Source organism: Microvirga tunisiensis (assembly GCF_009296175.1).
Taxonomy (GTDB): Bacteria; Pseudomonadota; Alphaproteobacteria; order Rhizobiales; family Beijerinckiaceae; genus Microvirga; species Microvirga tunisiensis.
The window spans coordinates 22537-41472 of sequence record NZ_VOSK01000039.1 but is presented as its reverse complement, the minus strand read 5'-3'; the positions used below and the strand labels follow the sequence as shown (position 1 = coordinate 41472).

The following is an 18936-nucleotide window of genomic DNA, read 5'->3' as shown; positions in this document are numbered from 1 at the left end:
ACCTCCATGACCGCGCCGGAGCCGAACTCCTGCTGGAGGGTCTGCAGAATCTGTTTCCGGCCATTGAGTTGATGTGGGCCGACACGGCTTATCGTGGGCTGAAGGACTGGCTCCAGAAGGCCCTGAGAGCCTCCTTCGAGACGGCGCTACGCGCCTCCTCAGGATGAGGTGAGTGAATGTAACTGGCCTTCTTACCGACTGGCGATTAGCTCTTCTCATAAAGGACGAAGCTGCGGCTGCACCCGGCGAACTCGCGTTCGTATTCCCGTTCCACTCGCCAGCCATGACGCTCGTAGAAGCGTCGGGCGCCATGATTGTCGCGGAAGCATTCGAGACTCTTTGCCCCTAATGTTTCAGCCCGCTGCAGCAGAAGCGCGCCGCCCCCCTGGCCACCCGCATCAGGATCCATGAACAGCATGTCGATATGCCCATCGGTCATGAGCAGGAATCCGAGTGGCGTTTGGCCGGAAAGCGCCACCAGCATGCGCTCCCATGCGGCGGCGAACCGCTCTTCGAAATAACTGACACTCCGGCTTGCGAGCACATCCTCTTCTAGGATGTCCGCAAAGGCTGCCCGGTAGGATCTTTCGGCAATCGCGGCGAGAGCCTGAATATCCTCAATCTTGGCAGGCCGCACAATCACGGCTGTCCCCGCAGGCGCGGATCGAGCGTGTCGCGCAGGGCGTCGCCCAGGAGATTGAAGCCGAAGGACAGGAACAGGATGGCAAAGCCCGCGAAGATCGCGCTCCACGGCGAGAGCATGAGGAAGTTGCGGCCTTCCGACAGCATCAGGCCGAGCGACGGTGTCGGCGGCTGCGTGCCGAGACCGAGGAAGGACAATGAGGCCTCTACCAGGATGGCCGCGGAGAGCAGCAGGCTCGTCTGGACCAGGATGACGGAGGCGAGGTTCGGCAGGATGTGCAGGAAGATGATGCGGGCATCCGAAGCGCCGATGGCTTTCGCTCCCGCCACATACTCGCTCTCGCACAAGACGAGCGCCGGACCGCGCAGGAGGCGAGCGAAGATCGGCGTATAAACGACGGCGATGGCGGCGGCCGCGCTGTAGGTGTGCGGTCCCAGGACGGCGATGATGCCGATCGCGAGCAGCATCACCGGGAAGGCGAAGAGCACGTCCATGACGCGCATGATGATGCGGTCGAGCCAGCCGCGGTAATAGGCGGCGACAAGACCGAGCGCACCACCGGCGAGAAGCGCGACGCCGACGGCGAGCAGGCAGGCGATAAGAGAGGTGCGATAGCCGTAGAGGATGCGTGTCAGCACATCCCGACCCAATTGGTCGGTGCCGAACCAGTTCAGCTCGGACGGCGCGCGCAGGCGCCGCGCGACGCTCTGCGCCATGGGATCATAAGGCGCGAACAAGGGCGCCCCGATCGCGAGGATGAGCTGGACCGCCACCAGAATGACGGCGAAGGCGAGAAGCTTGTTCTTGGCCAGACGCGACACGGCTCAAGCCCTCACGCGGGGATCGACGATGATGTAGAGGAAGTCGACCAGGAAGTTCACGAAGACGAAGCCCGCCGTCACCACAAGGATGGTGGCTTGGATCAACGGATAGTTGCGCTCGGCGATAGCGCCGAGGATAAGCCGCCCGAGGCCCGGAATGGCAAAGACCTGCTCGACCGCGATGGCGCCGCCAAGCAGATACCCGGTCATGATGCCGACACTGGTGAGAAACGGAATCAACGCATTGCGCAGGGCATGCTTGTAGACGACGCGCCGCTCCGGCAGACCCTTGGCGCGGGCGGTGCGGACGTAATCCTGTCCCAGCGCGTCGAGCATGGCCGAGCGCACCAGACGCGAGAGATTGGCCAGAATCGGCAGCGCCAGGGCAAAGGCCGGCAGCAGCATGCGCTGGAGATTGCCGACGGGATCCTCCGAGAAGGGCACATAGCCGAGCGATGCGAAACCCGGCGCCCAATTGGAGAGGAGCAGGATCAGCACGATTCCGAGCCAGAAGGACGGGATCGTCAGACCCGCGATGGCGGTGACACGCATCGCCACGTCGGCTGCACCGCCACGCGTCTGCGCCATCAGGCAGCCGACAGGAACCGCGAGCACTGCGCCGATGACGAGCGACAATAGGGTGAGTTCCAGCGTCGGCCACAGATGGAGAAGAATTTCGGTCGAGACCGGCCGACCGGTCCAGAGGGAGGTGCCGAAATCGCCACGCAGGGCCGATCCGGCCCAGAGCAGATATTGCTCGACGATGGGACGATCGAGACCGACGCGGCGGTTGAGCTCCGCCATGCACTCGGGCGTGATCTCGGTATTCGCTCCCAGCATGATCGCCACCGCATCGCCGGGGATCATCCGGATCATCAGGAACACGATGATCGACACGCCGAAGAGGACGATGACGAGATCGATGAGGCGTGCGAGCAGAACGCGGTTCATACGGGCAGGCTCTTCCAATAAAGATCCCGGCGCCGCGAGGACAGCGCCGGGACCATGAGTGATGTTCAGTAGGACGCGTTGCGCAGGTTCAGGAGAGAACGGTTCGGCATCGTATCAAAGCCCTGCAGCTTGCCGTTCATGGCCGAGAACAGGGTTCCGTAGGTGAGATGCGCCGCCGGGCCCGAGCAGGCGAGCTTCTGCTGCACCTTGTCATAGGCCGTCTTGCGCGCAGCTTGGTCCTGCTGGGTACGGGCCTGGTCGAGCAGCCCGTCGATCTCCGCATCCGAATACTTGAACACGTTGGTCGAACCGCCCGTGCGGAAGGTGCGGTAGAAATAATCATCCGGATCGGGCTGTCCCGCATTGAGGGATGCAAACAGATCGAAGTTGCTGTTGCGCCAATCCTGGATGAACTGGCCCTGCTCCTGGTTGATCAATTCGACCTTGAAGCCCGCCTTGTTCAGCTGCTCCTGCACCACCTGGGCGATGTCCTTGATGTCCTGGCGCGGCAGGACCTTCATGGTGACGGCCACAGGCGTTGCCACGCCCGCTTCCTTTAGCAGCGCCTGCGCCTTGGCGGGGTCGGGCTTGTAGCAGGCGAACTGGTTCACATCGAGCGCCCAGGATTTCAGGGCAGGCGACAGCGGACCGCCGGGCACGCCGGCGCCGAAGAGAGCCGCGTCGACGATCTCTTGGCGGTTGACGGCATAGTTCACCGCCTCGCGCACCTTCGGATTGTCGAAGGGCGGCTTCGACACGTTCATGCCGATGAGCGTGTAGGCGAGATCCATGGTCTCGGAGAGCTTCACGTTCGGCTTGCCTTTGAGCTGCAGCGCCGTGGCCGCATCGATGTTGGGCAGAAGCGCATATTGGCCATTGCTCAGGCCGACCTGACGGGTGGCCGATTCCGGCACGATGTTGAACTTGAGACCTGCGAGCTTCGGCATGCCCTTATCCCAGTAGGTCTCGTTCTTGGTCAGGAGGATGAAGCCGTTCGGCTGCCATTCCTGGAACTTGAACGGGCCCGTGCCGACCGGTGCCTTCTGCAGGGCATTCTTGTTCGCTTCCATGGCGCTCGGCACGATAGCGATGGTGGCCAGCGAGCTCAGAAGGGCGGCGGACGGCTCCTTGAGCTTCAGCTCCATGGTTGTGCCGTCGACCGCGTTGGCGCTCTCGATGGCCGAGAGGCGACTTGCCAAGGGCGAAGCGATGTCCTTGCTCAGCACGCGTTTGATCGAGGACACCACATCCTCGGCCTCCATGGCGGAGCCGTCATGGAATTTCACGCCCGAACGCAGCTTGAAGGTGTAGGCCTTGCCGTCCGACGAGACGGTCCAGGATTCGGCGAGGCCGGGGACGATCTTCAGGTCCTTATCGATGGCGGTGAGACCCTCGTAGATGTTGCCGTTCACCACCATGAAGCTCGGAAAGGCGGTGATGAGGTGCGGATCGAGACCCGTCGGGCCGTTATCCACGCCGATCTCCAGAACCTGAGCCGAAGCGGAAGCCATCGCGGCTACCATGAAACCTGCACCGATTGCGCTGCGCAGTGCTGACCTGACCATGCGTCTTTTCTCCCTTGGAAGCCGCAGGGGATTTATAGGCCATCGCCGGAAACCTGTCATGGTCCAATATCATACCACTCTGGACCCCTTCACCGCCTGTGCTATGGTCGGCCGGTAAACGAGAGCATTCCGGAGCAGAAGATGTCGCAACGCCCCATTGTCAAAGCCGTCGGCGTGATCAGCGGCACGTCCATGGACGGCATCGACGTGTCCGTCGTGGAAACGGATGGCGATACCGTCGTGAGGCCGGGACCGGGGCGGACCTTCTCCTATCCAGAGACTTTAAGAAAAACCCTCCAGGCGCTGATCGCCGAACCGACGCGAGCGCAGAGTGAGCCGCTGGAGGATCTCGAGCAGGCGGTGACGGACGCGCATATCGACGCCATCCGGCGCTTCATGACGGAAGTCGGGATTCCGGCGAGTGACGTGAGCCTGATCGGCTTCCACGGCCAGACGGTCTATCACCGGCCGGAAGCTCGCTTCACGCGCCAGCTCGGCCTCGGCGAAAGGGTCGCGGCGGCGCTCGGCGTCGACACGGTCTATCGCTTCCGCCATGCGGATGTCGCCTCGGGCGGCGAAGGCGCGCCCTTCGTTCCGCTCTATCACCGCGCCCTGGCGAGCAAGCTCGCTCAGCCCGTCATGATCCTCAATCTCGGCGGCGTCGGAAACGTCACCTATATCGACGGCGATGTGGTGATCGCTTTCGACACGGGCCCTGCAAGCGCGCTGCTCGACGATTTCATTCTGCGCCGGCGCGGCCTGAGCTTCGACGAGAACGGACGGCTCGCCGCTTCCGGCAATGCGGACGCGAAGCTCGTCGCGGAGTTCATGAACAACCCGTTCTTCGACCGCCCTGCCCCGAAATCCCTGGACCGTCAGGACTTTCATGCCCGCGCCAAGGGTGTGGAAGCCCTGTCCGATGCGGACGGTGCCGCCACCTTGGCGGAGTTCACCATTCAATCCGTCATCGCCTCGCTGCGCCATGTTCCGCGCGCGCCGCAACGCTGGCTCGTCACGGGCGGCGGGCGGCGCAACGCGCATTTCATGACGCGCCTGCACGAGGAACTGGGCGTTGCCGTCGATCCGGTCGAAGCCGTGGGCTGGGACGGCGATTTCCTGGAAGCCCAGGCCTTCGGTTATCTCGCCGTGAGATCCACGCTCGGGTTGCCCTTAAGCCTACCCACCACGACGGGCGTGCCGCATCCCATGCCCGGCGGCGAACTGCACCGCGCCGCGTGAACCTGCCATGGCTCCGTCTGCTCTGATCGAACAGGCCTTCGCGCCTGCCGCCGCCTCCATTCGCGACGGCAACATTCCGGCCGCGGTGCTCGGCATCGTCACGGCCGATGGCGAGCGTGCCGTACGATGGGCGGGCCATGCGCAGATCGAGCCGGAGCGGGAAATTGTTTCCCGTGAAACATGGTTCGATCTCGCCTCTCTCACCAAAGTCATCTTCACGACGACGCGCATTCTGGACCTGGTCGAGGCAGGCCGGATTGCGCTCGACGATCCTCTGGTGAGGGTCATCCCGGATCTGCGCCAATACGACATGAACGCGGCCGAGCGGCGCCTTACGTTCCGTCAATGTCTGGCGCATCAGACGCATCTGCCGGGTGTCGAGCCGCTCTACACCTACGGCCAGGACCCGAACACGTTGCGCGCCTTCATCCTGCAGCGCGTCTGGCAGGCCGGTCCACCGGTCTATTCGGACATCAACTTCATGCTGCTCGGCATCGCCATCGAGCGCATCACGGGCCAAGCGCTGATCGATCAGCCGCTTCCCGAAAAATTTTCGTTCCGGCCCGATCCGAACCTTTGCGCCGCGACGGAGAAGGATACCTGGCGCGGGCGCGTGATCCGCGGCGAGGTGCATGACGAGAATGCCTATGCGCTCGGCGGCGCCTCGGGCCATGCGGGACTGTTCGGAACCATCGACGGCGTGCTCGATTTCGCTCACTCGCCTTTCGACGGCTCCGCCCTTTCGTCCGATTCCATCAAGGCCATCCGCACGCGTGAATCGGACAAGCGCACGGTCGGCTGGGAGGGCTTCTATCCCGGCTGGCACGGAGGCGATTCCTGCTCTCCCGATACCATCGGTCATACGGGCTTCACGGGCACCAGCTTATGGCTCGATTTCGAGCGTGGCCTCGCCTGGTCGCTGCTCACCAACCGCGTCCATCCGAGCCGGCACAAGGACAGCGGGATCCTGGCGCTTCGCCGTGCAACGGGCGAGCAGGTGATCGCGTTGTTCGATCGACGGTAGCGCCTTTAAGGATGCCAACAGAAAGTTGGCTGTTCCTCTCGCCTGACCTGCCTGCGGGCCATTGTTGCGGCACCCAACTGGTCCTATACTGGTCTGGAAGAAAGTTGGTATAATGGCGACAGAGCATTTCAGTACCCGCTACCAGGATCTCGACACCTGGCCGAGCCTTGATGTCCTCTCGGCCTTCCTTGAAGGTCAGCTCTCGGCGGTGGCGGCCGTCAGGCCATCCCTGCCGGCCATCGCGGCGGCGGCGGAAGAGGCGGTCAAGCGCCTGCGCCGCGGGGGACGGCTCGTCTATGCGGGCGCCGGCACGTCCGGCCGCATTGGCGTTCAGGACGGAACGGAACTGCCGCCGACCTTCAACTGGCCCGACGATCGGGTGGTCTATCTGATCGCCGGTGGCACGGGCGCCATCATGCAGGCGGTTGAAAACGCCGAGGATTCGGTCGAGGAAGGCATTGCCGGGATCCGTAGCAACGACATCGGGCCCGACGACGTGGTGATCGGCGTCGCGGCCAGCGGCCGCACGCCCTTCACCATCGCGGCCCTGAAGGAGGCGGCCTCCCGCGGGGCGCAGACCATCGGCATCTCCAACAATCCCGACACGCCCATTCTCGAAGCCTGCTCCCATCCGATACTCGCCGATACCGGCGAGGAGGTCATTGCCGGCTCGACACGCATGAAGGCGGGCACGGCGCAGAAGATCATCCTCAACCTGCTCTCGACCCTGATCATGGTGCGCCTCGACCGGGTCTATCGCGGCCTGATGGTCAACATGCGCGCGACGAATGCCAAGCTGCGCCGGCGCAGCGAGATCATGGTCTCGCAGATCACCGATTGCGACGATGCCACAGCCATCGAGGCGATGCGGCAATCGGACGGCGACCTGAAAATGGCCGTTCTCATCGCCCTGGGCGCCGGTCCGGCGGAAGCGCGTGGCGCGCTCGAGCGAAACGGCGGCAATCTGCGCAAAGCCCTGGCAGACTTCTCCAAGTCTCCCTAAACTTCTCGAAGTCTTCCTGACAAGGATGGCATAACGGGCCAGCCGGGTGACCGGCTGAAAGAAGAGGCAAGGGGTCATGGGGCTGGGGCTTGGCATCGACGCGGGCGGCACCGCCACGCGCTGGCGGCTGGCGAATACGAATGGCCAATGCATCGCCCAAGGCTCCGTCGCCCCCCTGACCGGCCATCTCTTCTCCGCCGCCGCCGAAGAGCGCGCCCGCCAGATCGTTCTCGACATGGCCCAGGTGGTGATGAAGACGGGTCGCCCCTTGGGCATCATCGCCGGCATCACCGGGCTGACCCGCGACACGCCGGCGGAAGCAACCATGCGCGCCCTGTTCGCGGAGACCTTCGAGCTCTCTCCCGACAAGGTCTTCGTCGCGGAAGACATGTGGATCGCCTACCTGGCCTATTTCGCTCTCGGCGAAGGCATCCTGGTCTATAGCGGCACCGGCTCCATCGGCTATTACCTGTCCGAGGCCAAGGAGGTCATCCGCGTCGGCGGGCGCGGCAACCTGATCGACGATGGCGGCTCCGGCTTCTGGATCGCCCGTGAGGCCCTCAAGGCTGTCCTGCGCGCCGAGGAGGAAGGCCCCGGCACGGGCTGGACAACGACCCTCGGCACATGCCTGGCCCAGGCGCTGGGCGGTACCGACTGGAATACCGTGCGCTCCTTCGTCTATGGAGGCGATCGCGGCAAGATCGGCTCGCTCGCCCGCGCCGTGGGCGAGGCAGCGCTCGCCAACGACAGAACCGCGCTTAAAATTCTAAAGGAAGCGGGTAAGGAGCTGGCCCGCCTCGCAAATGCCCTCATCAAGCGTCTTGGCCCCCGGCCTGTGGCCCTGGTGGGCGGATCAACGCGGCTTCATCCTGTCCTGTCCGAGGCCTTCAGGAAGGAACTGGTGACTCCCGTCGAGTTCATTGCGTCCGATCTGGACGCTGCGCTGACGGCGGCACGGCTGGCCGCGACGCTCAACAGGGCGTGACAAACTCTCAAGGGCCGACTTATTGCCCCTCGCTTTGTCCTTCCTGGAATGACGCCTGCCACGTCATGGCCGGGCCTGTCCCGACCATCCCGATTTGAACGGTGCAGCGCTTCTCGGATCGGGATCACCGGCACAAGGCTGGTGATGACGTGGAAGAGCGAGCTCCATCCCTTTACGATCCAGCCCCACGAGCCTGCCCTGCACTGCGCAACCCGGAAGAGCTTGCCTAAACGGCCCTGCTCGTCCAAGACTCCAGCGGCGAATCCATCCAAGACGAATTTGACCGATGCATGCTCTTTTCGTGGGCCAGACCTATATCGACGTGACCTTCCTGGCGGACGAGCTTCCGACCGGGGACGAGAAAACCGTGGCGCGGGATTATGCGATCTCGTTCGGCGGCAATGCGGTCACGGCCGCCTTCGCCTGCGCGAAGCTGGGGCTGCCACCCGATCTCCTGACCTCGGTCGCGGATGACTGGCTCGGCCGCATGTTCATCGACATGGCGGCGAAATACGGCATCTCGGTTCACCACCGGAAGGTCCACGAGTCATCCCTGTCCTTCATCATGCCGCGGGGCGGCAAGCGCGCCATCGTGCGCTGCCGCGATGACCATTACCTGCACCCGGTGCCGCCGCTGAACCTCCAGGGCTGCAAGGCCCTGCATCTCGACGGCCACCAGGCCGATGCGGCCATGCATTATGCCAAGATCTGCCGCGAATCCGGCATTCTCACCTCCCTCGACGGCGGCGGCCTGCGCTCCAACACCCATGAGCTTCTGGAATTCATCGACGTCGCCATCGTGGCCGAGCGTCTGTGCGAGCAGATGGACCTGACCCCGGCCGCGATGCTGGGCTATCTCAAGAGCCGCGGCTGCAAGATCGGCGGCGTGACCCTCGGCGAGCGCGGTCTCGTTTGGTACGACGAGACCGGCCAGGAAAGCGTGCTGCCGGCCCTCAACGTGCCCGGCGAGGCGGTGGTGGACACCAACGGTGCCGGCGACATCTTCCACGGCGCCTATGTCTATTCGGCCATGGCTCGTCCCAATTTGCCCTGGCGCGAACATTTCATCTTCGCCCGCGCCGCCTCGGCCCATGCCATCCAGCACCTCGGGAACGAAGCCAGCCTGCCGTCCGTCGAGGACATTGCCCAGGTGCAGGAGCGTTACGCCGAGCGCAAGCTGGCGGCCTGAGCCGAGGCCGGCAGCAAAGGGCCCGATCAGATCTGCGCATCTGCGAGATCCAGCCTGCTTGAGACCCCCGATGGCTTCCAGGAAGGTCTCATCGTGGCTGACGATCAGCAGGGCCCCGTCATAGGCCCTCAACCCAGCCTCGACCACTTCGATGGAATCGATGTCGAGATGGTTCGTCGGCTAGTCGAGGATCAGGAGACCGGGGGGCCTCGGCCCGCCCAGCACGCAGGCGAGCCCGGTCCGCAGCAATTGCCCGCCGCTCAAGGTCGAGACGATTTGCAGCGCCCCATCGGCCCGGAACATGAACCGGGCCAGCGTCGCCCGGCAGGCATTCTTTGGCTCCGATGCTCTAAGCCGCCTTCTTCTGATAATCCTTCACGTCCGAGAACTGGATCGCCTTGTAACGATCGACCTCGTACTGAAGATTGAACGTGTTCGGCGCCATGAACACGGGCGCATCGTCGAGATCCCGCGCCATGGACGACAGGTGGCTCTCGACGAACTTGTCGAGCTCCCTCGGATCGTCCGCCGTGATCCAGCGGCAGATGGAGAAGCGCGTCGGCTCGTAGTCGATCGGCAGGCCGTATTCGGCCCCCAGGCGTTCCTTGAGCACATCGAGCTGCAGCGCGCCGACCACGCCGACGATGGCGCCGGAGCCGTCCTGCGGCACGAAGAGCTGCACGACACCCTCTTCCGCCATCTGCTGCAGCGCCTCGCGCAGCTTCTTGGCCTTCATCGCGTCCTGCAGCTTGATGCGGCGCAGGATTTCCGGCGCGAAACTCGGCACGCCGCGGAAGATGATGTCCTCGCCTTCCGTGAGCGTATCGCCGATGCGCAGGGTGCCGTGGTTCGGGATGCCGACCACGTCGCCGGCCCAGGCCTCGTCCGCGATGGCGCGGTCCTGCGCGAAGAAGAATTGCGGCGAGTTCAGACTCATGGGCTTGCCCGTGCGCACGAGCTTCACCTTCATGCCGCGCTGGAGCTTGCCCGAACAGATCCGCATGAAGGCGATGCGGTCGCGGTGGTTCGGATCCATGTTGGCCTGGATCTTGAACACGAAGCCGGTCATGCGGCTCTCGCCCGCCTCGACAAGGCGCTTGTCGGCCTCCTGGCCGCGCGGCGGCGGCGCGTAGGAGGCGAGCGCGTCGATGAGATCGCGCACGCCGAAATTGCGCAAAGCGGAGCCGAAGAACACGGGCGTGAGGTGACCCTCGCGGAAAGCCTGAAGGTCGAAGGGCTTGCAGGCTTCCTGGGCAAGGGACACCTCTTCCTGCCAGGCATCGGCCTCTTCCGGCGGCAGCAGGCTCAGGAGCTTCGGATCGTCGGGGCCTGAGACCTGCGTCGGCTCCTCGTCCGTATCGATGCGCCGGACCATGTTGCGGCGAAGGTCGAAGGTGCCGGCAAAGCTCCTGCCCTGGCTGATCGGCCAAGTGACGGGAGACGTATCGAGAGCCAGCGTCTTCTCGATCTCGTCGAGCAGGTCGAAGGGATTGCGTGCCTCGCGGTCCATCTTGTTGATGAAGGTCACGATCGGGATGTCGCGCATCCGGCAGACCTCGAAGAGCTTGCGGGTGCGCGCCTCGATGCCCTTCGCGGCGTCGATCACCATGATGGCCGAATCGACGGCGGTCAGCGTCCGGTAGGTGTCCTCCGAGAAGTCCTCGTGGCCCGGCGTGTCGAGCAGGTTGAAGACGCAGCCGCCGTACTCGAAGGTCATGACCGAGGTCACGACCGAGATGCCGCGCTCCTTCTCGATGCCCATCCAGTCGGACCGGGTGGAGACGCGGTTCTTCTTGGCCTTCACCTCGCCGGCGAGCTGGATCGCGCCCCCGAAGAGCAGGAGCTTTTCGGTGAGCGTGGTCTTGCCCGCGTCCGGGTGGGAGATGATCGCAAAGGTTCGGCGGCGACCCACGGGGGCCGGAAGATCGGTCATGGCGGTTTAAAATTTCTCTGGGAACGAAGGTGGGGGACAGAACGCCGCAGCGCCCCGCCCTTCCGTTGGGCTCTTCTCAACCCATATGGGGGTTTCCCGTCAACAGCGAAAGGAGGTGATCCAGTGTCTCATTGTCATACCCTACGGTCCCCGGTTGCCGTGACCTGGATCTTGGCCTCTGCCGAGATCGGTGCGTAACGCACAAAATGGCCGGCTCTAACGGGCCGTGGAACCGACAATGGAAAGGCCGCCTCTCGGGGCGGCCTTTCTTTTTGCGCTCGGACCGCGGGCCTGCCAAAAAGTCCGGACAGTCATTCCTCCCTCACGTCATGGCCGGGCTTGTCCCGGCCATCCCGACTGGAAGTGCCCGCGCGTCATCGATCGGGATCACCGGCACAAGGCCGGTGATGACGAAAGAGGTGAGCATACGTCAGGCTCTGCCAGCTTCTACGCCCCGAGCAGCTTGCCCGTCCGCTTGGCGGTCGTGCCGGCGACCTTGGCGATCCGCATCCCCTGCGTGACGAAACGCACGGCGACCCGGGCGAACATCACGCCGTCGGAGGGAGCCTTGGCGAGAACCACGGCGCCAGTAAGCGGATCGATCACCTCGGCGATCACCTCGCCCTCCTTCACCTTTGCTCCCACGTCGGCTTTGAACACCAGGATGCCGTAGGCCGGAGCCTGGACCGGCTCGGAGGCGGCCAGGGGGGTCGCCCGGCAGAGAGGCTCGGGCACCTGGGGAGCCTCGCCGGCAATGGCACCGCGTAGGACCATGTAGTCGACCATGGCGGCAGCATCGGCCTTCCCCGTCTCATGATCCACATCCCGCTCGCCCCGGAACTCGAGCGTCGTCGAATGGCAGCCGAACGGGATCGGACGATCCGGGAACCGGTCGGCCAGCTCCGCCCAAGGACGGCTGCAGGCTTCGTCGAAAGGCTCGTCGCCCGATACATCGGCGATGAGATAGGCGTGAGAGCCGATGAGCGCCGAGAGCGGGGCGAATTCCTCGGCCGAACGGGTGTGGGTGTAGAGATGCACCACGGCCTCCGAGTCGCAGTGCATGTCCAGCACGACGTCGGCCTCCTGGGCCAGACCCAGCAGGGCCTTCTTCATGACCTCGGCCGCGTTCGACGGTTGCCAGGCTTCGAGCTCGGCCCGCAGGGCCTCGCGGATCAGACGGACATTCGCCTCACCGTCGTTCGCGAGCTCGCCTTCGATGCGCTCGGCGACCTTCGGCACGAGGTGGGGATAGCCGCGGTTGAAATTGACCCCGTCGGCTAGGTGGAAGCGGCCGATATGGTCTCCCATCACCCTTTGCGCGAGTCCGATGGGATTGGCGGAGGGCACGAGGATGATCTCGCCCTTGATGCGGCCCTCGGCCTCAAGCTTGGTCAGGCGCTCGCGCAGGTGATGCGCCGCGATCATGCCGGGGATCTCGTCGGCATGGAGCGAGGCCTGGATATAAATGCGCGGGCGCGCGCCTTCCGGACCGAAGCGCTGGACCGTCAGCGACAGGCTCGCTCCGGGGGCGAGGGGCGCAAGGGCGATATTGTCTGTTCTCATGTTCCGTCAATCAGGGTTTAGCCAGGACCCGTCAGGTAGCCTGCCACCCCTGAGATTGGAAGACGAAACGCTGCGGATTCGACACGATGGCGGCAAGTCCCTGCAGGGCCGGCTCCGGATTGACGATGGCGTAAACCGGCACCTTCCTCGCCCAGGCGTCATGCGGCGCCTTGTGGTCGAACGCCCCCCGGAAATCGCCGGCCTGCAGGATGTCGATCATGCGGGGCGCAATGCCGCCGGCGATGAAGACGCCGCCAGAGGCCTCGAAGGTCAGAGCCAGGTCGCCGGCGAAGCGCCCGAGGAAGCGCGCGAAGAGGGAAAGCGCATCCGCCGCCATCGCATCGCCCTCGCGGGCCGCCGCCAGAACGTCGTTGGGCATCGTGTAGGGACAGTCGACGCAGCGATGGGCGGCCAGCGCCTTGGCGATGCGGAATAGGCCGGGACCGGACAGCACCACTTCTCCCGAAACCCGACCGCCGACCCGCTCCAGGTGCGGCCAGATCGCGGTTTCCTCGTCGGTCGTGGGGCCGAACTCCATGTGGCCGGCCTCCGTCGCCAGGATAGCGAAGCGGTCCTCCACGGGCATCAGCGCTCCCGCGCCGAGCCCGGTGCCGGGGCCCAGCACCACGCGCGGGCCGGGCCTGGGCGGCGGGAAGGCTCCGATGGGGGCGAGGTCGCCCTGCACCGCGTCGAGCACATCCACCGAGGCGGCCACGGGCGTGTAGTCGTTGACGAGGGTAACGCGCTCAAGATCCAGCGCCTTGCCGATGGCTTCGGCATCGATCACCCAGTGGGCGTTGGTGAGGCGGATTGCGGGCGCGTCTACCCGCGTTGCTACCGCCACGATAGCGGAACGAGGTGCAGGTCCCTCATAGGCCTCGAGCGCGATCCTGATTGCTCCGACCGGATCGGGCGTCTGCGCCGTCAGGGTCCGCGGCAGCAGCTGAACGGGCGCTCCGGGCGCGGGCAACACGGCGAAGCGGGCGTTGGTCCCGCCGATATCCCCGAGCAGAACAGGAAATGCGAACATCGAAACCTAGCGTCCTTTCCGCCTCGCGCTTCAAGCCAATGACCAAATGATCAGACCGCCTCTTCCCAGCTCCGGCTCAGGCGTACCGCAGAGTTGATGAGACCGACCATGGAATAGGTCTGGGGGAAGTTGCCCCACAGCTCCCCGGTCGTGTAGTCCGCATCCTCGGAGAAAAGCCCGAAGGAATTGCGCAAACTCAGAATGTGCTCGAACAGTTCCTTCGCCTCGTCCTTGCGCCCGATGACGTTCAAGGCATCCACGTACCAGAAGCCGCAGATCATGAAAGCCGTATGCATGAGGCCGAAATCGTCCTCCACATCATAACGCAGCAGAAGGTCGCCGCGCCGTAGCTTCGCGCCCACGGCTTCCACGGTCGCGATGAAGCGCGGGTCGTCCGGCTTCACGAAATCGAGCTCGGCCAGCAGCAGGAGCGTCGCGTCGAGATCCGCGCCGTCGAAGGAGGACGCGAAGGTGCCTGTCTCCGGATTGTAGGCGCGCTCGTTGATGACCCTGTGCATGTGGTCGGCATTCTCGCGCCAGAACGCGGCCCGGTCTTCACGTCCCATGGCTTCGGCGATCTTGACGAGCCGGTCGCAGGCCGCCCAGCACATCACGCTCGGAAAGGTATGAACGGCCGCCTTGGTGCGCAGCTCCCAGGGACCGGCATCGGGCTGATCGAAGACCTCGATGGCCCTGTGCCCCAGCTTTTCCAGATGGGAGAACAAGGCCCTGTTGCCGGTGCGGATCAGGCGCTTGTCCAGGAAGGCGTGCACGGAGGCCAGGACGACGCTGCCATAGGCATCGTTCTGGATCTGCGTATAGGCCGCGTTGCCGACACGCACGGGGCCCATGCCGCGATAGCCGGCGAGCGCCGTCGCCTCCCGCTCCTCCAGATCGGGCGAGCGCGTGATGCTGAAGAGCGGCGGCATGTCCTTCTGATCGGGAATGGCCTCCATATCGTCGACGATGTTGGTGATGTAGGTGAGGTATTCCTCCATCGTCTTGGTGGTGCCGAGCCGATTGAGGGCCTGGATGACGAAATAGGCGTCACGTAGCCAGCAGTAGCGGTAATCCCAGTTGCGCTTCGTGTGCGGCGCTTCCGGCACCGAGGTGGTGAGCGCCGCCACGATAGCGCCCGTTTCCTCGTAGTTGCACAGCTTGAGTGTGATGGCGGCGCGGATCACCGCCTCCTGCCAATCGAAGGGAATGGAGAGTGACCGCACCCAGTCGCGCCAGAAATCGACCGTGCTATCGAGAAAGGCCCGGGCCGTGGAATCGGTCTCTGACCGAAGCGGCTCGTCCTCGCCGAAGAAGAACGACAGGGGCCGGTCCACCACGAAGGGCCGCTCGTCCTGCACGTAGGACACGGAAGCGTCGGTGGTGAGCCTCAGTGAATAGGCCGGGCCGACGAAGCGCAGGTGATTGCTGCCGCGGGTCAGGTTCGGCGGGCAGCCGCCCCAATCGTAATGGGGCCGCAGCCTCACGCGGATGCGCGGACGGCCCTTCACCGGATACACCCGGCGGATCAGCATCGGCGGGCGGAAGGTGCGGTCGTAATGCTTGAAGCGCGGCGCAAAATCGGTAGTTTCGAGAATGTTGCCGAAGGAATCCGTCATCCGCGAGACGAGAACCGCCGTGTTCTCGAGATAGGTCTGCTCGCAGCTGACCATGCCGACCATGTCGATGGCGAAGATGCCCTTCTGCTCCGCATCGGTCTGGCCCTCGGGGCTGTCGAGCAGAGCGGAAAAGACCGGATCGCCGTCGAAGCGAGGGAAGCAACTCCAGACGAGCTGCGCGCGGCGATCCACCAGGGCCGAGATCGTGCAATTGCCGATAACGGCAAGATCTAGCGAACTCATATCAGCAATCATCCCCTTTAAAAGGCAGAGTTCCTTCGAAAGCCCACGTGGACAGGCAATGTCGCAAATCCGCAGGCGTTCCAAGGCGAATCTTGGCAATGGTGTCTCCCGCACCGATACGCACCGACAGACCGCCATGTGCATTCACGGTCCTGAAGCCGTTCTCGTCGGTCAGGTCGTCGCCGACGAAGATCGGCCGCCGTCCCTTATAAGGAGATTCGTGGAGAAATCTCTCGATCACTTTGCCCTTCCCCGCCGCCGAGGGAAGGATTTCTGCCACAGCTTTTCCGTGTTGAACACGGTAATCCGGGCCCAGCGCTTCGACGGCAGCCTGAGCGGTCGCGAGAGCGAAATCCTTCTCATGGGGGGCGAGGCGCCAGTGAATGGCAACCGAGCAGCCCTTGTCCTCGATCAGGATGCCTTCCTTGGCGGCAACGATCCGGCTCAGCCGGTCGACCATCTCGCGCAGGGCCGGGTGCTCGTCGGGATCGCACATCGAGAGCCGCCCGGCAATGCGATGCTCGAGCCCATGCAGTCCCGCCATATCGAACACATGGGGCACGAGGCGTCCGTCGAGGAAGTCGACGGGACGGCCGCTGATGATCGCGAGCGCACCGCCGAGCCGCCTCTGCAGCGTTGTGAGGACATCGGGCAAGGCCGCGTCCACGGCAACCGCATCGGGGCGCTCGACGATATCGACGAGGGTTCCGTCGAAATCGAGAAAGAGAGCATAATCCTCGTTCACGTCAGGCATCGGACCTTGTCCTGCAGGAGCTTCACGCATTGGCCGGTGCAAGCCTCCGGCCCCTGGCGATCAATCGTCTGATCCTCTGCTGCTTGCGCAGGCGGGAGGCGGCCAGCAGCATCTGGCCCGCCCAGCGATAGACGTTGCGCTCCTTGACCTGATCGCGCATCAGCCGCATCCGCTCGCGTTGCTCGTTCTGCGGCATGGTCAGCGCGCGGTTGATGGCCTCGCCCATGGCATGGGCATTGTAGGGATTGACGATCAGCGCCTCGGACAACTCACGGGACGCGCCCGCGAAAGCCGAGAGAATGAGCACGCCCTGCTCGTCGTCCCGTGCTGCCACGAATTCCTTGGCGACGAGATTCATGCCGTCGTGCAGGCTCGACACGATGCAGAGATCCGCGGCACGGAAGAGCTCGAAAACTTCATCGGGCTCGTGATGACGGATGAGGAGCCTGATGGGCTCGTAGCCGTCACCACCATATTTTTCGTTGATGTCGCGCGCCAGAGCCTCGGCCTCCTCCTGAAGGAGGCGGTAATTGGCGAGCTTGCTGCGCGTTGGGGCAGCCACCTGAACGAAGGTGAAGTTCCCTCTCCATTCAGGATGCTCGCCGATCAGCGCGTCGATGGCCTGCATCCGGTCAAGAATGCCCTTCGTGTAATCGAAACGCTCGATGCCGACGCCGATGCGCATGTCCGGCGACAGCCCGAGACGCTCGCGCACGATCCTGCGGCACTCCTCCACGGGCCTCTGGCCTTCCATGGCGGTGGGCGGCCATTCGATGGAGATCGGATAAGGACGGATCAGGGTCTCCTCGCCGCCGAAGAACACCGAATCCTTCTCCCGGTCGATGCGGCTTTCCACGTAGGAATCGACCGAGTCCAGGAAATTGTTGCAGTGCGCCTGAGTGTGGAAGCCGAGGATGGAGGAGCCCAGCAGCCCGTCGATGATCTCTTCCCGCCAGGGGCAGATCCCGAAGGTCTCGGCATTCGGCCACGGGATATGCCAAAAGGTGACGATAGTCGCCCGGGGGAGCCGGTCGCGGATCATGCGCGGCAGGAGCGCGAAATGGTAATCCTGCACGAGGATGATCGGGTCCTCGCGCTTGGCCTCGGCCACGATCGCGTCGGCGAACTTCTCGTTGACGGACCGGTAGAACTGCCAATCCGTCTCCCGGAAGATCGGCCGCACGAAGGCGATATGGCACAGGGGCCAGAGGCCCTCGTTGGCGGCACCGTAATAATATCCATCCTGCTCCTCTTCCGAGAGCCAGACGCGGCGCAGGGTGTAGGAGGGGTGATTCGGAGGCACGGGCACGCGGTCATTGGCGTCGACCGTGTCTCGGTCCGCCGTGCCGCTGCCATGGGCGACCCAGGTGCCGCCGCAGGCGCGCACCACGGGCTCGAGGGCCGAAACGAGGCCGCTTGCCGGAATCTGCAGGGAAATCTCGCCACCGTTGGTGCGGTTATGAATGTAGGGCTCGCGGTTCGAGACCACGATGACCTCCGAGCCCGACAGCTCATTGGACAATGCGGCCCTCAGGGTCTCCGGGCTCCAATCCGTATGCGCCGCATCGATGGTCCGGCGCGAGGCTTCGAGTTCCTGGAGGACATCGCGGATTTCCTGACCCAACGGGATGATGTTCTCCTCCACCGGCGGATTGGCATTGCCGGTGCGGGCGCTCTCGAGAGCCTGCCGGATGGATGAGAGCCACCGGCGCATGATGATGGCCGCGATCATGGCCGCGAGGGCCGCAGCCCCGAAGGCAACACCTGCCAAGGCGAGGAAGAGATAGTTCCTCGCCTCCCCGCCGCGCTGGTCGGCATAGCTCAGGTCGTGCAGGACCACGAGATGTCCCGGCCGACCTCCTGCATTCAAGGGGAAGGAGCTGACCAGGACATTGTGATCCTGGTTCCTGACGACCGAAAAGCTTTCCGAATCGGACCGGGATGCCTCGGCGCAGGAAAAGGACGGCGGCATGTTGCTGGTGGGGAAGCGGAGTTCCTGCCCGTCGCAATAGCCGATGGCGAGCACGCGCTCGTCCGAGGCGATGCGCTCGAACAGGATCCCGGCCTGCTGAGCGTCGTTGCGGGCCAGGAGGCCACTGACCTGGTCCCGGACGGAGTTGAACACGAGACGCGATCGCAGCTCGACATCACGGCGCGTCCATTGCTCCACGAAGGATGTAGCAAAGGGCAGCACGGCCAGGATGACGATGGCCGCCACGAGCATTGCGATACCGCCAAAGCGGACGATGATCCTCAAAACGCTAAGTTCCTCAAGAAAACCGACACTTTCATCACGGCAGGCGAGCTGACCTTGCGGAGCGGCTCCAGACTTTGCCTTCGATGGAGGGCTGCGGGAGAACGCAGCCTTCGCCCTGTT

15 protein-coding genes and 1 pseudogene are annotated in these 18936 nt (G+C 64.3%); 5 read left to right on the top strand and 11 right to left on the bottom strand.

Going from position 1 to position 18936, the window contains the following annotated elements; genetic code table 11:
• Nucleotides 1–205 precede the first annotated feature (205 nt).
• The 4 genes from FS320_RS47825 to FS320_RS12920 form a co-directional block, all read right to left on the bottom strand.
• Complete coding sequence (locus FS320_RS47825; RefSeq protein ID WP_152712117.1) at nt 206–643, bottom strand: GNAT family N-acetyltransferase; 438 nt, start codon at nt 641–643, stop codon at nt 206–208.
• Nucleotides 640–1464, bottom strand: coding sequence for an ABC transporter permease subunit (locus FS320_RS12930; RefSeq protein WP_162002953.1), 825 nt, complete (start codon nt 1462–1464; stop codon nt 640–642). Before FS320_RS12930 ends, FS320_RS47825 begins: the two co-directional genes overlap by 4 nt.
• Before the next feature lie 3 nt (nt 1465–1467).
• On the bottom strand, nt 1468–2415 hold the full coding sequence (locus FS320_RS12925; protein ID WP_152712114.1) for an ABC transporter permease: 948 nt from the start codon (nt 2413–2415) through the stop codon (nt 1468–1470).
• 65 nt (nt 2416–2480) lie between these two features.
• A complete protein-coding gene (locus tag FS320_RS12920) occupies nt 2481–3980 on the bottom strand; it encodes an ABC transporter substrate-binding protein (RefSeq protein ID WP_152712113.1) in 1500 nt (499 codons plus the stop codon).
• 141 nt (nt 3981–4121) lie between these two features.
• On the opposite strand from FS320_RS12920, the gene FS320_RS12915 reads away from it, so the two are divergent.
• The 5 genes from FS320_RS12915 (at nt 4122) to FS320_RS12895 (ending at nt 9420) form a co-directional block, all read left to right on the top strand.
• Nucleotides 4122–5219, top strand: a complete 1098-nt coding sequence (locus FS320_RS12915) for an anhydro-N-acetylmuramic acid kinase (RefSeq protein ID WP_152712111.1) — start codon at nt 4122–4124, stop codon at nt 5217–5219.
• 7 nt (nt 5220–5226) lie between these two features.
• On the top strand, nt 5227–6243 hold the full coding sequence (locus FS320_RS12910; protein WP_152712109.1) for a serine hydrolase domain-containing protein: 1017 nt from the start codon (nt 5227–5229) through the stop codon (nt 6241–6243).
• 112 nt (nt 6244–6355) lie between these two features.
• Nucleotides 6356–7246: an N-acetylmuramic acid 6-phosphate etherase gene (locus tag FS320_RS12905; protein ID WP_152712107.1), complete on the top strand. Its 891-nt coding sequence runs from the start codon at nt 6356–6358 to the stop codon at nt 7244–7246.
• A gap of 76 nt (nt 7247–7322) precedes the next feature.
• On the top strand, nt 7323–8231 hold the full coding sequence (locus FS320_RS12900) for an N-acetylglucosamine kinase (RefSeq protein ID WP_152712105.1): 909 nt from the start codon (nt 7323–7325) through the stop codon (nt 8229–8231).
• A gap of 286 nt (nt 8232–8517) precedes the next feature.
• On the top strand, nt 8518–9420 hold the full coding sequence (locus FS320_RS12895) for a sugar kinase (protein ID WP_152712103.1): 903 nt from the start codon (nt 8518–8520) through the stop codon (nt 9418–9420).
• A gap of 66 nt (nt 9421–9486) precedes the next feature.
• Here the strand turns inward: FS320_RS12895 and FS320_RS47820 are convergent.
• From FS320_RS47820 to FS320_RS12860, 7 genes and pseudogenes are all read right to left on the bottom strand, one after another.
• Nucleotides 9487–9756, bottom strand: a pseudogene (locus tag FS320_RS47820) (ABC transporter ATP-binding protein); the annotation flags it as partial.
• A gap of 13 nt (nt 9757–9769) precedes the next feature.
• Nucleotides 9770–11353, bottom strand: a complete 1584-nt coding sequence (locus FS320_RS12885) for a peptide chain release factor 3 (RefSeq protein ID WP_152712101.1) — start codon at nt 11351–11353, stop codon at nt 9770–9772.
• Between the two features lie 447 nt (nt 11354–11800).
• Complete coding sequence (locus tag FS320_RS12880; protein ID WP_152712099.1) at nt 11801–12916, bottom strand: succinylglutamate desuccinylase/aspartoacylase family protein; 1116 nt, start codon at nt 12914–12916, stop codon at nt 11801–11803.
• Nucleotides 12917–12947: 31 nt separating this feature from the next.
• A complete protein-coding gene (locus FS320_RS12875; RefSeq protein WP_420846730.1) occupies nt 12948–13889 on the bottom strand; it encodes a glucokinase in 942 nt (313 codons plus the stop codon).
• Nucleotides 13890–13996: 107 nt separating this feature from the next.
• Complete coding sequence (locus FS320_RS12870; RefSeq protein ID WP_152712095.1) at nt 13997–15805, bottom strand: glycoside hydrolase family 15 protein; 1809 nt, start codon at nt 15803–15805, stop codon at nt 13997–13999.
• Between the two features lies 1 nt (nt 15806).
• The gene (gene otsB / locus FS320_RS12865) at nt 15807–16559 is read right to left on the bottom strand and encodes a trehalose-phosphatase (RefSeq protein ID WP_152712094.1); all 753 of its coding nucleotides are present in this window, start codon (nt 16557–16559) and stop codon (nt 15807–15809) included.
• A 22-nt stretch (nt 16560–16581) separates the two neighbouring features.
• Nucleotides 16582–18783, bottom strand: a complete 2202-nt coding sequence (locus FS320_RS12860) for an alpha,alpha-trehalose-phosphate synthase (UDP-forming) (RefSeq protein ID WP_244627115.1) — start codon at nt 18781–18783, stop codon at nt 16582–16584.
• Between the last annotated feature and the right edge of the window lie 153 nt (nt 18784–18936).